Annotated in this window: 11 protein-coding genes and 1 pseudogene; 5 read left to right on the top strand and 7 right to left on the bottom strand. The window is 72.3% G+C overall.

Annotated features, from left to right (window positions below; genetic code table 11):
- Positions 1-451 (bottom strand): annotated as a pseudogene (locus tag ACTMTI_RS06770) (RNA-guided endonuclease TnpB family protein); the annotation flags it as partial.
- A 162-nt stretch (positions 452-613) separates the two neighbouring features.
- Here ACTMTI_RS06770 and ACTMTI_RS06775 point away from each other — a divergent pair.
- Positions 614-1867: a C39 family peptidase gene (locus ACTMTI_RS06775; protein ID WP_441118863.1), complete on the top strand. Its 1254-nt coding sequence runs from the start codon at positions 614-616 to the stop codon at positions 1865-1867.
- On the opposite strand, the gene ACTMTI_RS06780 is transcribed toward ACTMTI_RS06775, so the two are convergent.
- Positions 1836-2819 (bottom strand): NAD-dependent epimerase/dehydratase family protein, encoded by a 984-nt coding sequence (locus tag ACTMTI_RS06780; RefSeq protein WP_441118865.1) that lies wholly within the window; start codon positions 2817-2819, stop codon positions 1836-1838. The genes ACTMTI_RS06775 and ACTMTI_RS06780 overlap by 32 nt on opposite strands.
- A gap of 47 nt (positions 2820-2866) precedes the next feature.
- Between ACTMTI_RS06780 and ACTMTI_RS06785 the strand changes: the two genes are divergently transcribed.
- The 3 genes from ACTMTI_RS06785 to ACTMTI_RS06795 all read left to right on the top strand — a co-directional run bounded on the left by ACTMTI_RS06785 (position 2867) and on the right by ACTMTI_RS06795 (position 8979).
- Entirely contained in the window at positions 2867-3481 is a 615-nt protein-coding gene (locus ACTMTI_RS06785; RefSeq protein ID WP_441118867.1) for a TetR/AcrR family transcriptional regulator, read from the top strand.
- Positions 3482-3510: 29 nt separating this feature from the next.
- Positions 3511-8151 carry a caspase, EACC1-associated type gene (locus ACTMTI_RS06790; RefSeq protein WP_441118868.1) on the top strand — a complete coding sequence of 1547 codons (4641 nt, stop codon included), beginning with the start codon at positions 3511-3513 and terminating at the stop codon, positions 8149-8151.
- 63 nt (positions 8152-8214) lie between these two features.
- Positions 8215-8979, top strand: coding sequence for an alpha/beta fold hydrolase (locus ACTMTI_RS06795; protein WP_441118869.1), 765 nt, complete (start codon positions 8215-8217; stop codon positions 8977-8979).
- Here ACTMTI_RS06795 and ACTMTI_RS06800 read toward each other — a convergent pair.
- From ACTMTI_RS06800 to ACTMTI_RS06810, 3 genes are read right to left on the bottom strand one after another with little or no spacing between them, the layout of a single operon-like run.
- The gene (locus tag ACTMTI_RS06800; protein WP_441118871.1) at positions 8976-9530 is read right to left on the bottom strand and encodes a LacI family DNA-binding transcriptional regulator; all 555 of its coding nucleotides are present in this window, start codon (positions 9528-9530) and stop codon (positions 8976-8978) included. The genes ACTMTI_RS06795 and ACTMTI_RS06800 overlap by 4 nt on opposite strands.
- A 55-nt stretch (positions 9531-9585) precedes the next feature.
- Complete coding sequence (locus ACTMTI_RS06805) at positions 9586-11058, bottom strand: glycoside hydrolase family 43 protein (protein WP_441118872.1); 1473 nt, start codon at positions 11056-11058, stop codon at positions 9586-9588.
- Positions 11055-11306: a hypothetical protein gene (locus ACTMTI_RS06810; RefSeq protein ID WP_441118873.1), complete on the bottom strand. Its 252-nt coding sequence runs from the start codon at positions 11304-11306 to the stop codon at positions 11055-11057. Before ACTMTI_RS06810 ends, ACTMTI_RS06805 begins: the two co-directional genes overlap by 4 nt.
- A 507-nt stretch (positions 11307-11813) precedes the next feature.
- On the opposite strand from ACTMTI_RS06810, the gene ACTMTI_RS06815 reads away from it, so the two are divergent.
- On the top strand, positions 11814-12878 hold the full coding sequence (locus tag ACTMTI_RS06815; RefSeq protein WP_441118875.1) for a LacI family DNA-binding transcriptional regulator: 1065 nt from the start codon (positions 11814-11816) through the stop codon (positions 12876-12878).
- Here ACTMTI_RS06815 and ACTMTI_RS06820 read toward each other — a convergent pair.
- A complete protein-coding gene (locus ACTMTI_RS06820) occupies positions 12869-13894 on the bottom strand; it encodes a LacI family DNA-binding transcriptional regulator (RefSeq protein ID WP_441118876.1) in 1026 nt (341 codons plus the stop codon). The genes ACTMTI_RS06815 and ACTMTI_RS06820 overlap by 10 nt on opposite strands.
- 2 nt (positions 13895-13896) lie before the next feature.
- Positions 13897-16821, bottom strand: coding sequence for an endo-1,4-beta-xylanase (locus ACTMTI_RS06825; protein WP_441118877.1), 2925 nt, complete (start codon positions 16819-16821; stop codon positions 13897-13899).
- Positions 16822-16993 lie beyond the last annotated feature (172 nt).

Genomic DNA, 16993 nt, shown 5'->3' on the forward strand with positions numbered 1-16993 from the left:
CCAGCTGGGCATCAGAGCCGGTGAAGGCAATGTTCTTGACCCGGCCGGTCACGGTCCAGATCGAGATCGTCCGGGCGCGGTGGTCGAAGGACAGGCACCGGTCGTCGAACGGCTGAGCGGCCGTGGAGCAGAAGCGGATCGGTTTGCCCTCGATCTTCGCCCGCCGGGTGGTGCCGGGCGGGCCGTAGTTGCCGGCGTTGAGGTTGGCGCGCAGCGCGGTGTAGGCGTCGGCCACCTTTTTGATGACGTGCTGGGCGGCCTGGGCACCCAGCCCATCGGCCCGGAGCCGGCCGTACACGTGTTTGCGGAGGGCATATTCGCGCCGCGCGCCGGTGGTGTGCGCGACCGTGGAGGTGAGGTTGGCGGCGTGGTTGCAGGCACGCAGGGTAGCCTCCAGCGCCGCCGCCTGCTTAGGTGTCGGCAGTAGCCTCACCTGCACCACCAGTTTCACGGTCGAACATACTAGCGTGTGATACAGGTCACTGTCCTGGGACCCGAATATTTCGAAATTAAGAGCCTGCCCTGCGTAGGGATACGTACATTCCCCGATGTTCTGCCCGTCCGCCACGCCTACTCTCTGGCCCGTCGAGCGCCTTCCGAGCAAGGTGGGTACATGCGCGCACTGTCCGTGTTACTGTCGTCCCTCATCGTGATCACCACCCTCTCCACTCCCGCGAGCGCGGGAACGAAACCGGCCCCGGCCACGCCGTCGGACGTCGTCTTCCGGCGGGCCGATTTCACCGCCGGCACGGCCGAGGGCACGACGGCCGGCGACGGCCTGTCGTTCGGCACCGCCGCGGGCACCACCTCCTACACCGACGCGCTCGGCACCAAGACCTGGGAGTACGCCCGCTGGACCGGCCCCGAGCAGGCCATCGGCTTCCCGGCGACCGAGCTGATCGCCTCCTGGACCGCGGACCTCCCGCCGGGCAGCTGGCTGCAGGTCGAGGCCCGCGGCAGGAACGCCGAGGGCCTGACGAAGTGGTATTCGCTCGGCCGCTGGGCCTACGCCGAGGGCGACATCCGCCGCACGTCGGTGCCGGGGCAGGGCGACGCGGACGCCACGGTCTCCGTGGACACGCTGGTCGCGGCGGCGGGCAAGCAGATCAGCGCCTACCAGCTGCGCCTCACCCTCTATCGCACGCCGGGCTCGGCGGTGATCCCGCGCGTTCGTACGTCCGGCGCCATGGCCTCCAACGTGCCCGCACGCAAGACGGTGCCGGTCAGCCCGGGCGGCGGCGCCTGGGGGACGGAGCTGAACGTGCCACGCCGCTCCCAGAACGTGCACGAGGGCCACTACCCCGAATGGGACGGCGGCGGCGAGGCGTGGTGCAGCCCGACCTCGACCACGATGGTGCTGGGCTACTGGGACAAGTGGCCGAGCGCGCAGGACACCGCGTGGGTCGATCCGTCAGACCCGAACCCCGAGGTCGACTACGCGGCCCGCTACACCTACGACCACGCCTACCAGGGCGCGGGCAACTGGCCGTTCAACACCGCGTACGCGGGCCGGTACGGCATGGACGGGTTCGTCACCCGGCTGCGCTCGCTGACCGAGCTCGAGCTGCTGATCAAGGCGGGCATCCCGGTCATCACCTCGCAGTCGTTCAAGAAGGGAGAGCTGCCCGGCGCCGGGTACGGCACCAACGGCCACCTCATGGCGGTCGTCGGCTTCACCACCGACGGAGACGTGATCGCCAACGATCCGGCCTCGCCGAGCAACAACGCGGTACGCCACGTCTATCCGCGCGCCGACTTCGAGAACGTCTGGCTGCGCAGCTCCAGCAGCGGCGGCGTCGCGTATGTCATCCACCCGCCGGGCCACGCTCTGCCGGCTACGACGCCTGGCCTGCCCGCCAACTGGTGAGCTCCGCCAGGCCCTCCTCCCGGGTCTTGATCGGGCGGTAGCCGAGCTCGCGGGTGGCCTTCGAGATGTCGATCGTGCATTCCAGGCCGGACAGCCACACGCTCATGTAGTCCAGCGGCGGCGCCCCGGCCGGGCCCAGCCGCCGCCAGATCGCCTCCCCTGCCGCCGCCGCGGCGAGCGCCGGACGGAGAGGGAGCGATCGGCGCGGCGGGGTGACGCCGTGGGTGGCCAGCAACTCGGTGAGGAAGTCACGGAAGACGACAGGGCTGCCGTCGGTCACGAAGTACGCCTGCCCGGGCCGGCCCTTCTCAGCCGCTGCCAGCAGCCCTTCGACGGCGTTGTCCACGTGCGTCGTGTCGGTGAGGTGGCGCCCGCCGCCGATCCAGGCGAACCTGCCGCTCCTGATCATGGCCGTCAGCTCCGGGAGCAGGGTCGTGTCGCCGGCGCCCCAGACGAACCGGGGCCGCAGCACGACCGTCTCGATGCCCTCGGCGTCCAGCACCAGCCGCTCGGCGGCGGCCTTGGACGCAGAGTAGTTCGCCCGCGAGTCCGGCCGCAGCGGCGCGGTCTCGTCCACGCGGACCAGCGGCTGCCCGTCCATCAGCGCGGCCTCGGTGCCGACGTGCACCAGCCGGCGCACTCCCGCCTCGCCGGCGGCGCGCACCACGTTGGCGGTGCCCTCGACGTTGTCGGCCCAGAAGGCCGCCCGGTCGCCGCCGCGCGAAGTCCTGGCCGCGGCGTGGAAGGCGATCTCGCTGCCCGCCGCGGCGGCACGCAGCGCGGCCACGTCCTGGACGTCGCCGCGTACGGCTAACGCGCCCAGGGCCTCGACCGTGGCGGCGGCCGCTTCGCTGCGGGCCAGCGCCCGTACTTCATGCCCGTCGCCGACCAGGCGCGAGATGAGCCGCCCGCCCACGAACCCCGAACCGCCGGTGACCAACACCGTTGCCATGGCCTGTCCCTTCTTTGGTAAGTATGTCGTCCGCTATAGTTTCAGGCATGCCGAGACCAAAGTCCAATTCGCGGGAGAAAATCGTCGAGAGCGCGCGCAGGCTGCTGAGCTCTCAGGGCTACCAGGGCACAGGGCTGGCGCAGATCGTCGCCGAGAGCGGGGCGCCGCGGGGGTCGACGTACTTCCTGTTCCCCGGGGGCAAGGAGGAGATCGCGGTGGCGGCCGTCAGGGCCGCGGCGGCGGACTCGGTGGCGTTCATCGTCGAGTGCCGGCGCGCGAGCCGTACCGCGCGGGAGTGGGTGAGCACCATGGGCGCGCACTTCGCCCGCCACCTGGAGGAGAGCGGCTACACCGAGGGGCTGCCGATGACGACGGTGACGCTCGATTCGGTCCCCGGCTCGGCGGCACTCAGCGCCGCCTGCCACGAGGCCTACGAGTCGTGGGTGACGGCGCTGGAGGAGAGCCTGGTGGCGTACGGGGTGGCGGCGGAGGAGGCGCGCGGGCCGGCCATGCTGATGCTGGCGACCCTGGAGGGCGGCATGATCCTCGCCCGCGCCTACCGGTCGCTGGAGCCGCTGGAGCTGATCCAGGCGCAGATCCTGGCGCTGCTGCCGGACCAGGATCAGCCAACTCGACGCGGGACGGAGACTTCCGTACCCTAACAACCCTCGACGACCGTGGGGTGGGACGGATGACCGAGGACGAATCGACGCTGGAGAGAACCCGGGTCGTGCGTCCCCAATCGAGCGGTCCACCGTTGCTGCTGTCCTCCGCGGGCGCGCGGGTGCTGGTCGCGGGCACCGGCGCGCATCGCCCCGCGTCGCGGTTACCGCAGGTCCCCGCCGTGCCGTCGACCGTCAACGACGTCGGACAGGGCCTGGTCGAGCGGGCGGGCCTGGCGCCGGCCAATCTGCACGTGCTGCTGGACCCGGCGACCCCGGCCAACCTGGGCGAGGCGCTGGAGCAGCAGGCGCGCGAGGCCACCTCGGTCCTGATGTTCTACTACGTCGGACACGGCGTGTTCAGCCCGGACAACGAGCTGCACCTGGCCACGCGCGCCACCGTGGACCTCGGGCAGGGGGTGCCGGGCTACCAGGCGCTGCCGTACGGAGTGGTGCGGGGCATCCTGTCGGCGGCGCGGGCCGAACTCGTCGTGGTGGTGCTGGACTGCTGCTTCACCGGGGGCGGGCGACCGGTGTCGGCGAAGGCGATGGAGCAGGTCTTCGAGGGGATGGGGCGCGGCGCGTACGTGCTGGCGTCGTCGAGCCGGGACGACAACGCCTGGTCGTTGCCCGGCGTCCGGCACACGGCGCTCAGCGGGGCGCTGCTCAGGTTGCTGAACGAAGGCGAGACGGCGGGGCCTGCGGCGTTCACCCTCGATCATCTCTACCACCGGCTGGCCAGCACGCTTCCGGACGCCGGGTTCCCTCGACCGCGGCGGCAGGCCACCGACGTAGGAAACCGGCCGGCGCTGGCGGCCAACCCCGCCCACAAGGGGCCTGCGCCCGCGGGGCCGCCGATGCGGTCGCCCGGCGACCTGTCCAGCCCCTATCGGGGTCTGCCCCCTTACCGGACCGAGGACGCCGAGCTGTTCTTCGGCCGCGAGGACCTGACCGAGTCGCTGGTCAGACGGGTGCGGCAGGCTCTGCGGGCGGGCGGGCCGCCCGTGGTCATCGGCTCTCAGGCGTACGAGGCCGGCGGGCCGCTCATCGTCACCGGACCGTCGGGCTGCGGGAAGTCGTCGGTGCTGCGGGCGGGGCTGATCCCCGCACTGCGGAAGGAGTCCGCGGAGGACCTGTCGTGCGTCGTGCTGACGCCCGGCGCGGATCCGCTGGGGGCGCTGGCCGGCGAGCTGGCCGCGCTCGGCGGGGGCGACCCGGCCCGGCTGAGGGCGATCATCGAGTCCGATCCCGCAGGGGTACGGCGCGGGCTCCCCCGGCAGTTGCTCGTGGTGGTCGACCAGTTCGAGGAGATGTTCACCGCCTGCGCGGACCCGGCGGCCCGGCGGCGGTACGTCGAGGCGCTGGCCGAGCTGTCCCGGTCGGCGGCCGTGGTGATCGCGGTGCGCGCCGAGTTCTTCGGGCGCTGCGCGGCCTACCCGGGGCTGATGGAGACGATGCGGCGGCCCGAGGTCGTCGCGCCCATGACCGAGGCCGAGCTGCGGGCGGTGATCGAGGAGCCCGCGGTCCGATCGGGGCTCAGCGTGGAGCCCGGGCTCACCGACCTGCTGCTGGAGGATTCGCGGGCGGAAGAGGCCGCGCTAGAGCGTTCCGGCGGCCTGCTCCCGCTGCTCTCCCACGCTCTGCTCGCCACGTGGCAGCGGCGCTCCGGCGGCGTGCTGACCATGGCGGGCTACCGGGGCGCCGGGGGTGTCACGGGTGCGCTGGCGATGAGCGCGGAGGACACGCTGCGGGGGCTCGGGGCGGAGTTCGAGCCGGTGGCGCGGGATCTGCTGGTCCGGCTGGTGCTGGTGGACGAGCAGATCGGCGGCACGACGCAGCGGGTCGCGACGGCCGACCTGGCGCCCGAGGGGCTGTCGGTCGCCGGGCAGGTGCTGGCGGAGCTGGCCAGGGCGCGGCTGGTCACGGTGGACGAGGGCGAGGCGTCGCTCGCGCACGAGGCGCTCATCCGGGCCTGGCCGCGGCTCGGGGGCTGGATCGACGCCGAACGCGCGGCGCTGCTCGTCCGCCGCCGGCTGGGCGAGGACGCGGCGGCCTGGCAGCGATCGGGCCAGGACCCGGCATACCTGTACACCGACAGCCGCCTGGCGGCCGCCCAGGCCGTGGCGGCCTCCCTGACGGCACCGGACACGCCCGCGAAGACGCGAGACCGGGCAGCGCCAGGCACCCCGCCGCCGACGAGCGGCACGGCACCACACGGCCCGGCGATGGCGAGCGGCACTGCGGCACCAGGCGTGCCGCCGGCACTTGGCGGTGCGCCGGGACCAGGCGGTGCGCCGGGACCAGGGCCGGGCGGTGTGCCAGGGCCGAGGGCGGCCGCACCCGGCGGTGCGGCGGTCCATGGCCTGCTGGACGGCGCGCTGACCCCCGTCGAGCGGGAGTTCCTGGACGCCTCGGAGCGGCGGCACCGGCGGCGCGAGGTGATCGGCCGGGGAGTCATCGCCACCCTTACGGTGCTCGTGCTCATAGCCGCGGTCGGCGGCGTGCTGGCGCTGCGGCAGGCCGGCACCTCGTCCGCGGCGGCCACGACGGCGGCGACGCAGCGCGACCAGGCGCTGTCCCGGCAGATCGCCGCGGCCGCCGCCACCATGCCGGACACCTCGCTCGGGGCCCAGTTGGCGCTGGCCGCGTACCGAGTCTCCGCCACCCCAGAGGCCCGGGGGGCGTTGCTCGGCACGCTCTCCCGTCCGCTGGGAGCGCGGATGATCGGCCACACCGCGCCCGTCGAGCGCGTCGCCTATCGTCCCGACGGCCGCGTCGTCGCCACCGTCTCCGGCGACCGCACCGCGCGGCTGTGGAACGTCGCCGACCCCCTCCGCCCCAAGAGCGCGGGCGTCGCGAAGGGCCACACGGGCAGCTTGACTGCAGCGGCGTTCAGCGCGAACGGACGGGTGCTCGCGACCGGTTCCGCCGACGAGACCGCCCGCCTGTGGGATGTCTCCGACACCGCCCGGCCCCGCGCCCTGGCCACGATCAAGGGCCACCAGGAGCCGGTGGTCGCCGTGGCGCTCAGCCCCAACGGGAACCTCCTGGCCACGGCGTCCGCCGACAAGTCGGTGCGGCTGTGGAACATCGCCGATCCCGCCAAACCCCAGCCCGTCTCCGTGCTGAAGCAGGCCACCGCCCCCACCGACGTGGCCTTCAGCCCCGACGGGCGGATGATGGCGGTCACCTCCTCCACCGGCGTCACGCTCCTGGACGTGATCACCCCGGCCAAGCCCGGCAACCTGGCCGCGCTGGCGTCCAAGGACGTCAGGAGCGTGGCGTTCGCCCCCAACGGGGTCTACCTCGCCACGGCCTCCAGCACCGGGGCCATGCAGCTGTGGAACATCACCGCGGCCAAGCTCACCGGCACGGCCACCGGGCCCGCCTCGCCGATCGGCGACATCGCCTTCAGCCCCGACGGCAACGTCGTGGCCGGCGCCTTCGCCGACGGCACCGTGAGCCTGTGGGACGTCTCCAGCCCGAGCGCCCCGAGGCGGGCGGCCACGCTGACGGGGTTCGGCGGTGCGGTGACGGGGGTGGCGTTCAGCCCGAACGGCCAGAACCTCGCCACCTCCTCGGCCGATGGCACCGCCCGCGTGTGGAACGCCGCCGATCCCGCCCGCGTCGCCTCGCGCGCCCGGCTCGCCGGGCACACCGGGCTGGTCAACGGGGTCGCGATCGCCAAGAGCGGCCGCACTCTCGCCACCGCCTCCGGCGACAGGACCATCAAGTTGTGGGACGTCTCCGATCCGGCGTCGGCCGCGCCCGTGTCCACGTTGAGCGGGCACACCGGCGAGGTCGTCGCGGTGGCGTTCAGCCCGGACGGCCGCCACCTGGTCTCGGCCTCCCGCGACCAGACCGCCCGGCTGTGGAACGTCGCCGACCCCGCCGCCCCGAAGCAGGTGGCGACGATCTACGGGCACGCGGGCGGCCTGCGGTCGGCCGCGTACAGCCCCGACGGCAAGCTGGTGGTGACGACCGGGCAGGACGGCAAGACGGTGCTGTGGAACGTGTCCACGCCCAGCAGCCCCAAACGGGTCGCGACGCCGGGCGCCGCCGACGACCGGCTCGACACGGCGGCGTTCCGGCCCGACAGCCGCGTCCTGGCGACCGGCTCGGGGGCGGCGTCGGTACGACTGTGGGACGTGTCCAAGCCGGCCGCGCCGCGCCGGCTGGCCGATTTCACCACGCACACCGGCGGCCTGCTCGACCTGCAGTTCAGTCAGGATGGCAAGACGCTGGCCACGGCCGCGTCGGACGGGATGGTGCGCCTGTGGGACGTCACCAGCCCGGAGCAGCCGAAGCAGGTGTCGGTCCTGCAGGGCCACCTCTCGGACGTGACCGGCGTCGCATTCGGCGCCGACGGCCGCACGCTCGCCACCGCGTCCCGGGACCGCACCATCCGGGTGTGGAACGTCGCCGACCGGACCCGGCCGGCGCTGTGGGCGGTGCTCGCGAGTCCGTACGCGGTGAACGACGTGGAGTTCGGCCCCGAGGGCACCGTCCTGGCCGGCACCTCCGACGTGGCCACCCAGCTGTGGGGCGTGGACGTGGAACAGGCGCGCGCGAACGTCTGCGACTCGTCGGGGATGTCGATCACCCGCACCGAATGGGCTCAATACCTCCCGGGTCGCCCTTACGCCCTTCCCTGCCAGGCCCAGAACTGATCGCCCCGCGTGCCCTCCCCTAGCATGGGCAGTCAGCGGTTTCTATGGGCTTCAGGAGGGACGATGGCGGTCGCCGAGCTGCCGGGCGTCACGTTGCACCACATCGACGAGGGTCCGCGCGACGCCCCGGTGCTCCTGCTCGTACACGGGTGGGGTGGCGACGCGCGGGCCTGGGCGCCGGTGACCGCCGCGCTGCCGCCCCGCTTCCGGGTCATCGCCCCTGACCTGCGCGGACACGGACACTCCTCAGGGCCGCCGGCCGGGTACCGGCCCGCCGAGCTGGCCGCCGATCTGGTGGCGCTGATGGACCGGCTCGGCGTCGAGACGGCGGTCCCGGTCGGGCACTCGATGGGCGCGCAGATCGTCACCGCCCTGGCCGTCGGGCATCCCGGCAGGGTGCGCTCCCTCGTGGTGGTCGACCCCGCCTACGGCGCGGACGCGGAGGAGGAGCGGCTGTTCGCCGGTCGGCTGGCGGCGCTGCGGGCCGATGGCGCGGCGGCGGCGGTACGCCAGCTCGGCGCCGATGCCCTCCCCCCCGCCGTACGCGACCAGCTCCTCGCCACCCCCGGCCACGTGCTGGCCGAGTGCTACGAAGGCATGTACGTCACCGCGGAGGCGTTCGGCACCCGTCGAGCGGCCGAAACGTACCTGGCCGGACGGCGCTGCCCGGTGCTGAGCCTGCATTCGCTCCCCGAGCCCGCCGCCTGGGAGTCGGCCATCCCCGCGCCGCCGGGATCGCGCGTCGTCACCTGGCCGGGCACCGGCCATTTCCTCCACCTGGAACGCCCGGAGGCCTTCGCCGCCCTCCTCACCCAGTGGCTCGCCTAGAAGCCGGCGTCACCGGCTTGGCGCGGAGTGCCGGCCCGGGGATCGCTCCCCGGGCCGGCTCCGGCCTTCGAGCGGGGGACGGGAGTCCGCTCGACGAGGGAGGCGACAGCGGCCATGCACAGCTCCCCCAGCGGCCGCCGGGACAGGTCGATCGCGGCCACCGGCAGCCGGTGGTCGCGTAGCCAGGCATCCTGGGGCGGCGTGAGCCGGGCGCCGGCCAGCAGCACCCCCGCACTCCCCCGGGCGGCGACCCGGCCGAACCACCCGGCGTCGGCCAGGGAGACCACCAGGTCGCCGTGCGCCTGCCGGGTAGCCCGCTCGGCGCTCTCGATGACCTCGCCCGCGTACGGCGCCGCGAGGTCGTCGATGAGCAGGTCGAACAGCCAGAGATTGAGCGGGATGCGCCGCCGGTAGCCGCGGCGGCGCAGCACGTCCAGGACGCGCGCCCGGGTCGGAGGCGACACGTCCGCCCTGCCGTTGATCACCTTGGACACGGTGGACGGCGAGACGCCGGCTTCACGGGCGATGACCGACAGCTTCGGGGGGTTCACGGCACGCTCCGGGTAAGATCATCGAGATTGCCCAGGGTGACGCCCGGCGGGTTGTTCAGAGCGTCCGATAGGTCGCGTCGCGGAAGGTCGCCTGGCATCCCTCGCCCGCCAGGTCCTGCACCCACAGGCCGACGAACGCACCGGTGAAGCCGAAGCTCCGGATCTGGCCGTCGATGATCTCGTCGGCGTTCTCGTCCGACAGGACCGTGGCGTCCAGTTCCACAGGGATGGGCTGGTCGTCGCAGGTGAAGCGCAGGACCGGGCCGTCGAACTCGACGCCGAGCCGCCTTCCCGGCGCTCCGGTGAAGTGGACGGTGCGGACGCCCCGGTCGCTGCCGGTCAGGACCAGACCGTCGGTGGTGATCGCCAGGTGGTACCAGTTGCGGGAGTTGTAGTAGGCGGTGATCCCGGCGGACTGGTGCACGCTGTCCGGCTCGAACGTCACGTTCGCCGCGAACGCGCACCGCTTGCTGGTGACCCGGCGGCCGACGAGGCTGGGGGCGCGCAGCCCGTACGGGGACTGCCCGCCCGTGATCGTCACCCGGTCCCCGTCGAAGGTCACCCAGTCCGGCGAGGCGGGGCGGCGCAGGGTGCTCCAGTCGCTGCCCACGGGCGGCCACGGGTGCGGCGGCAGGGCGGGCATGGGCACCTCGACCGCGGCCACTCCCCCGGCCACCCGCGGCCAGCCGTCCACCCACTCGACGGGCTGGAGCGCGGTCTCCCTGCCCAGCACGCACCGGCCGCGCGTGGTGTAGGGCCGGGCGACCAGGTGCGCGACGTACCAGCTGCCGTCCTGGATCTGCACCAGGCAGCCGTGCCCGGCCTTCTGCAGCTCCAGGTTCGGGTCGTGGCGCGAGGTGAACATCGGCCCGGCCGGGTCCGGCTCGTACGGCCCCTCCAGCGAGCGCGACCTGAGCACGGAGGCGCAGTGCTCGTAGCCGGTGCCGCCCTCGGCGACCAGCAGGTAGTACCAGTCGTCGATCTTGTAGACGTGCGGTCCCTCGGTCACGTGCCGGTTCTCCAGGATGAGCCGCGGCTTGCCCCCGTCGAGCGGCTGGAGCTCGATCCCCGCGAACCCGTGCCCCGGGCGGGAGTCGAAGACCATGTTCAGCAGGTACGAGGTCCCGTCGTCGTCGTGGAAGAGCGAGGCGTCGAACCCGCGCCCCGGCAGCCGGACCGGGTCCGACCACGGGCCGTCGATGGCGGGGGCCGTGACGAGGTAGTTGGCGATGTCCTTGAAGCCGTGGGCGTAGGTGTCCATCACCCCGTAGACCAGGTGGAACAGGCCGTTCGCATAGGTGAGGTCAGGCGCCCACACGCCGCCGGAGTCGGGCACGCCGGACAGGTCGAGCAGCCGGCGGTCGGTCAGGATGCCGCCCAGGGGCCGCCAGTTGACCAGGTCGCGGGAGTGGTGGACGCGCACGCCCGGATACCACTCGAACGTCGAGGTGGCCAGGTAGTAGTCGTCGCCCACCCGCAGGATGGACGGGTCCGGGTGGAAGCCGGGGAGGACGGGATTGCGGATCATCGAATGGCCTCCATGGGGATGCCGCTGCGCCAGTGCTTCTGCGGCGAGAACATGAACAGTGCAAGAGAAATAATGGCCAGCGGCGACCCGGTGATGACGAGCGAGGTCATGTCGCCGGCGGACGGCACCGGGGCGTGCCACGCGTGGCGGCGGCTCACCGGCCCCGCCGTCGGGCACAGCTGCGCGGCGGCCGGGCTCCGGTCCTGGCCGGCGCGGCCCGCCAGGGCGGCCGGCAGGCTCGCGGCCACCGCCGTAGCCGTCTCATCTCTGCCTCCAGTCACAGAAACCGATCGCTGCGAACGCTACGACCGTGTGGCCATGACCACAAGAACACGTTACGCATACGTTACACGGAATGCGGAAATACCCGGTTGCCCAGGAAACATGTTTCTCCACGGCTCGCCGTTGACCGGAATCCTTGGCACTCCTACGTTAGACATCGGTTTCTATAACGTCCTCCGAACGGAGGCCTTGCCCGTGCCGCACCGTCCGAAGACGTTGTTCGCCATGCGCGCGTTGATCACCGGTGAGCTGCCCGCTTGCGCCACGAGACCGTGCGCCTCACCTGATGGCGTTCTCCGCCTGGAACGCCCGATCCGGCCGTGGGCGTCGCGCTGGTGGAGCAGCAGTGATCGATGGGGACCATCGGCTGGGATGCCGAGGGATCGCGGTGGCCATAAACTGCGAGCGTTGGCGTACCTCCCACAGCTGTCCGTGAAGGGTCGGCCTTGTCGCGAAAGATAACCCCAAGAGGGGTGAGTACGGACGACGAGCGGATCACCATCCGGGACGTGGCCGCGCGGGCCGGGGTGTCGGCCACCACCGTCTCCAGGGTGATCAAGGGCGACTACCCGGTCGCCCAGTCCACCAGGACGCGGGTGCTGCGGGCCATGCGCGAGCTCGACTACGTGCTCAACGTGCACGCCCGCGCCCTGTCCGGGGCCAGCACGAAGATGGTGGCGTTCGTGCTCGACGACGTCACCGGACCCTCCTTCGCGTACGTCGCCAAGGGCGTGGAGCAGCAGGCCACCGCCGAGGGGCGGCTGTGCATGGTGTGCACCACCCACGGCGATCCGGCCCGCGAGCTGGCCGTCGTGGAGGCCATGCGGGAGCAGCGGGCCGACGCGGTGATCCTGGTCGGCGGGGGCTCGCTCGACGACACCTACCGCGAGCGCATGTCGCACTTCGCCCACGCCCTGGACAAGGCGGGCTCCAGGCTCGTCCTGTGCGGGCGGCCGCCGCTGGGCGACGACGTGCCGACCACGGTGGTCGAATACGACAACGAGGGCGGCGCGTACGCGATGACCAGCCACCTGCTCTCGCAGGGGCACCGGCACATCGCGCTGGTGGGCGCCTCCGCCCCCGACGACCTCAACACCACGAAGGTCGGCCGGCAACGCGGCTTCGTGCGCGCGCACGAGTCGTTCGGCGTGCCGTACGATCCCGGCCTGGTCGTCCCGGCCTGGTTCGGCCGCGCCGACGGCTACGAGGCGACACGACGGCTGATCTCGCTGGGCACCCGCTTCACCGCGGTGTTCGCGGCCACGGACATGGTGGCCATCGGCGTGCTGGCCGCGCTGCGCGAGGCGGGGATCCGGGTGCCGGACGACGTGTCGCTGGCGGGCTACGACGACATCCCGTTCGCCGCCGACCTGGAGCCCGGGCTCACGACGGTGCACATCCCGACGGAGGAGCTGGGCCGCACGGCGGTGCGCCTGGCCCTGCACCGGGACGAACGCCAGCACGTCGTCCTGGGCACCCACATCGTCGTCCGCGACTCCGTCCGCCCGCCCAGCCGCGACTCGACGCGTCAGGGGTGACGCGGGGGCGCGGTGGACTCTCGCACGATCAGGCGCGGCGGCACCAGCGAGATCTCCGGTTGCGGCAGCCCGTCCAGCTCGGCCACCGCCGCGTGGAAGCACGCCCGCCCCAACCCCAGGAAATCCATCCGCACGGTGGTCAGCGCGGGCGTCCAGAAGGCCGAGCCCGGGATGTCGTCGAACCCCACGATGCTCACATCCCCGGGCACGTCCTTGCCCGCGTCGTACAGCGCCCGCCGCACCCCCTGCGCGATGTCGTCGTTCCCGCAGAGGATCGCCGTCACGTCGGAACGAGCGGCCAGCCGCTGCCCGGCCACATACGCGGACGCGATGTCCCATCCGCATCCGATGACCTCCGGGATCGCGGCCCGCGCCGACGTCAGCGCGTCCCGCCAGCCCGCCAGCCGGCCGCCGGAGCGGCCCTCGGACGGGGTGGCCACGTGGTGCACGGTCCGGTGGCCCAGCTCCAGCAGGTGCCGGGTGGCGTCGGCGGCGGCGCGCCGCTCGTCCAGGGCGATGGCGACCCGCCCCAGGTCGGGCGCGCCCGGCTCGGCGGCGACGACGGCCGGGATGTGCGGCGGCAGCGCTTCCAGCACCGCCTTGCTCAGCGGGTCGTACGCGATCACGACCACGCCGCCCGCGCTCGGGTCGCTCATGTAGTCCACGGTCTGCTTGACCTCGGCGGATTCCACGACCCTGATGCCCAGCGCCACGCCGTCCGTCCTGGCGGCCTCCTCGATGCCCTGCAGGATGCAGGCGTACCCGTAGAGCGTGGTGTTGGAGGTCACCACGGTGACGCCGTTGGCGCGGCCGAAGCCGAGCGTGCGCGCGGCCCGGTTGGGGCGAAAGCCCAACCGGTCGATCGCGGCCAGCACTGCGGCGCGGGTGGCCGGCCGTACCCTGGGTGACTCGTTCAGCACGCGCGAGACGGTCTGGTGCGAGACGCCGGCCTCGGCGGCCACGTCGCGGATGCTCGGGACGGCCCCTTTACGGACATGTCGGGGGCTCGTGTTCACGATCACATCGTAGTCGGGGCATACCCTGCCAGGCGGAGCACGCCCCAGTGGCTGGTGTCCAGGTAGCTGCGGCCGGTGCTGTCGTTCCAGGTCACCGCACCGGTACGGGCCGTGCCCGTCGCGTCGTTGACCTGCACGTCGAAGCCCAGCAGCGTGCCTTCCTCCAGGGTGATCGCGGGCAGCCGGACGGCGGCCTCGACGACGTACCCGCCGGGCACCACCTTGGCCACCGCCGACAGGTTGTCCTTGACCCCGGACGCGTCGAACGTGCCGCCGACGCTGAGCTTGCCGGAGAAGCTGACCCGGTACTGGCCGTCGTCGTCGGTGTAGCCCTTGGTCTTGCCGTTGCCGGGGTCCACGAAGATCTCGACGGAGTCCTGCTCCCAGAGGTTGGCGGACTCCTCGCTCAGGACGGGGTCGGTGACCTGGGCGAGGACGTACAGCGTGGACCCGCTCCACAGCGACCTGACGGCGGCGGTCGCGCCGGAGGTGCCCTGGATCCAGGTGGCGGTGCGGATCTCCGGCGCGGCCCGCCACGCGGGATCCACCACGCCGTCGAGCACGGGCGCGCGGTGGGCGGCGGAGGTGAGCTTGACGGCGGGTACGGCGGTGACCTTGCCGGTCCAGGAGATGGCCGTGGTCCGGTCGCGCACGGTGACCTGCACGTCGGTGCCCTTCTTGACCAGGGCTTCGACGCGGTATCCGGTCGCGGTCCTCCTGGCCCCGGGGCCGGTTCGCTTGACGACGTGAGAGATGCCGTCCACGGTGAACGTCACCCGGTCGCCGAGGTCATAGGTCGGGTCGGTGACCTCGGCGAGCACGTACAGGCCCTTGCCGGACGAGCGCGACTGGAAGCCGGCGGACACGTCCTCCACCCGGGCGATGGGCGTGTCGGGCAGCAGGTCCCATTCGAGGTCCCGTTTGCCGTCGACCTTGGGAGAACCGGCGGGCGCCTCCAGGCGGCGGATCAGCGGCGGGAGCTTGGACGGGTCCGCGACGGCCCAGTAGGCGGGCTTGGCCTGCAGGTCGTGGTCGAAGAGCAGCGGCGCGTTCAGCCGCGGGATCGGCCAGGACTGCAGCCAGCTCACGTCGTCGGACTCGCCCCAGACGGTGACCGAGCTGAGCTTGCCCGCCTGCCGCCGGAAGACGTCGAACAGCTCCTTGTACCGGTGCCCCTGCTCGGCGAGCAGCTCCGGCGAAATCGTGTCGTAGGAGGAGACGAAGTCGGTGTAGATGCTCACGTCCAGCTCGGTGACCTGCTGGTCCACGCCGAGCGGGGCGAAGCGCTCGATGGTGTCCTCGACGTAGGAGGCGGGCGGCTGCTCGATGTTGAGGTGGAGCTGGTGTCCGACGCCGTCGATCGGAACGCCCTCGTCCTTGAGCCGCTTGACCAGGGCGTACAGGGCCTCACGCTTGCGCGGGAACTCGGTGTTGTAGTCGTTGATGAACAGCTTGGCGTCCGGGTCGGCCTCGCGGGCGACGCGGAAGGCGGTGCGGATGAAGTCGAGGCCGGCGATCTCGTACCACTTGGAGCGGCGCAGCCCGTCGGGCTGGTTCTCGTCCACGACCTCGTTGACCACGTCCCAGGCGGCGATCTTGCCCTTGTAGCGGGTCACGAGGGTGCGCACGTGGTTCTCCAGGCGGCGCAGCAGCGTCGCCTTGTCGGCGCCGGCGAACACCCAGTCGGGGGTCTGGCTGTGCCAGATGAGCGTGTGCCCGCGGACCGTCATGCCGTGCTCGACGCCGAAGTCCACCAGGTGGTCGCCGTCGGCGAAGGTGAACTCGCCCTCCCTGGGCTCGGTGGCGTCCCACTTCAGCTCGTTGCCGGGGGTGATGCCGTTGAAGTGCCTGGTCAGCAGCTCGGCGTGCACGCCGAGCGTTTCGGGCCTGGTGAGCGCCGAGCCCATGACGAACGGCACCTTGTCCTTGAGCGCGGGGATGTCGGTCTGGATCGGCTTCGGCGCGACGTAGGTCATCGCGAAGTCGTCCAGGTAGAAGGGGAACGTGCCGCTGTCGGACTCGACGTACACGCTGAGGAAGTCGACGTCATAAGCCAGCGTGTACGTCCCCGCGAGCCGCACCCACTCCCCTGCCGGCACGGCCTTCGGCGCCACGATGCGCTCGTAGGAGGGTGTGCCGGCGGTGCGCCGCTCGATCGACAGGCCGAGGCGGCCGGCCGTGGCGTCGGGGCCGAGCCGTACCCACACCTCCAGGGCGTACTTGTCGCCCTTGCCCATCCGGCCGAGCACGTTGATCGCGGGGCCGTCCCACGTGGCGGAACGGCCGGTCACGGCGAGGCTGCGGGCGCCCCCGTGGGCGGCGGCCGTGCTGGACTCCAGCGTGGCGGCGGCACGCGGCGACCAGTCCTGCGCGGTGCCGTCCTCGAAGCCGGTGCTGATCGGCTCGCGCGTGGGGTCGCCCTGCGGGCTGATGACGATGTCGTCCAGGTAGAACTGGGCGGTGGCGTCGGAGCTCTCGGCGTAGAGCCGCATGTCGGTGGAGTCGGCGCTGAAGAGGTACGTGCCCGCCAGCCGCACCCACTCGCCGTCGGTCACGGTGGCCGCCGCGACCCGCTCGTACGTGGTGGTCCCACCGGTGGGCGTGCGCTGCACGGTCAGCGCGATCGTACCGGCCGGCTGGCCGCCGGCGAGGCGGGCGTAGGCGGTCACGCGGTAGGTGACGCCCTTGACGAACGGCGCGGGGAGCGAGGCCCCGTGCCAGGTTGCGGTCCGTCCCGTGGTGACCAGGCTGCGCGTGCCCTCATGGGCGGCGTCCGTGGTGGCCGTGACGGAGACACCGTCGCCGCGCGGGCTCCAGCCCTGCGTGGTGCCGTCCTCGAAGTCGTACGTGAGGTCGGCCGCGTGCGCGGGCAGCGCGGGCACGACACATAACAGGGCGGCGACCACCAGGGCTCGAAGGGTGCGCACGGCGCTCCTAGGTCATTCCGAAAATGAAAGTTTCAGGAATATGCCGATAAATATCAGGCGGACTCTAGATCCGCCGCGTTCGAGCGGTCAAGACACGTGTCCCGGGTGACGTCGGTACTCCTGCAACCGCTTGTTGCAGGAAAGGTGCAGTTTTACTGGGCCCATTGACGTG

Source organism: Nonomuraea sp. H19, from assembly GCF_052068215.1.
Taxonomy (GTDB): Bacteria; Actinomycetota; Actinomycetes; order Streptosporangiales; family Streptosporangiaceae; genus Nonomuraea.

Excerpts from the sequence above, each read along its gene's own strand:
- ACTMTI_RS06775 (WP_441118863.1), top strand. The coding sequence starts at position 614 with ATGCGCGCACTGTCCGTGTTACTGTCGTCCCTCATCGTGATCACCACC.
- ACTMTI_RS06780 (WP_441118865.1), bottom strand. The coding sequence starts at position 2,819 with ATGGCAACGGTGTTGGTCACCGGCGGTTCGGGGTTCGTGGGCGGGCGG.
- ACTMTI_RS06785 (WP_441118867.1), top strand. The coding sequence starts at position 2,867 with ATGCCGAGACCAAAGTCCAATTCGCGGGAGAAAATCGTCGAGAGCGCG.
- ACTMTI_RS06790 (WP_441118868.1), top strand. The coding sequence starts at position 3,511 with ATGACCGAGGACGAATCGACGCTGGAGAGAACCCGGGTCGTGCGTCCC.
- ACTMTI_RS06795 (WP_441118869.1), top strand. The coding sequence starts at position 8,215 with ATGGCGGTCGCCGAGCTGCCGGGCGTCACGTTGCACCACATCGACGAG.
- ACTMTI_RS06805 (WP_441118872.1), bottom strand. The coding sequence starts at position 11,058 with ATGATCCGCAATCCCGTCCTCCCCGGCTTCCACCCGGACCCGTCCATC.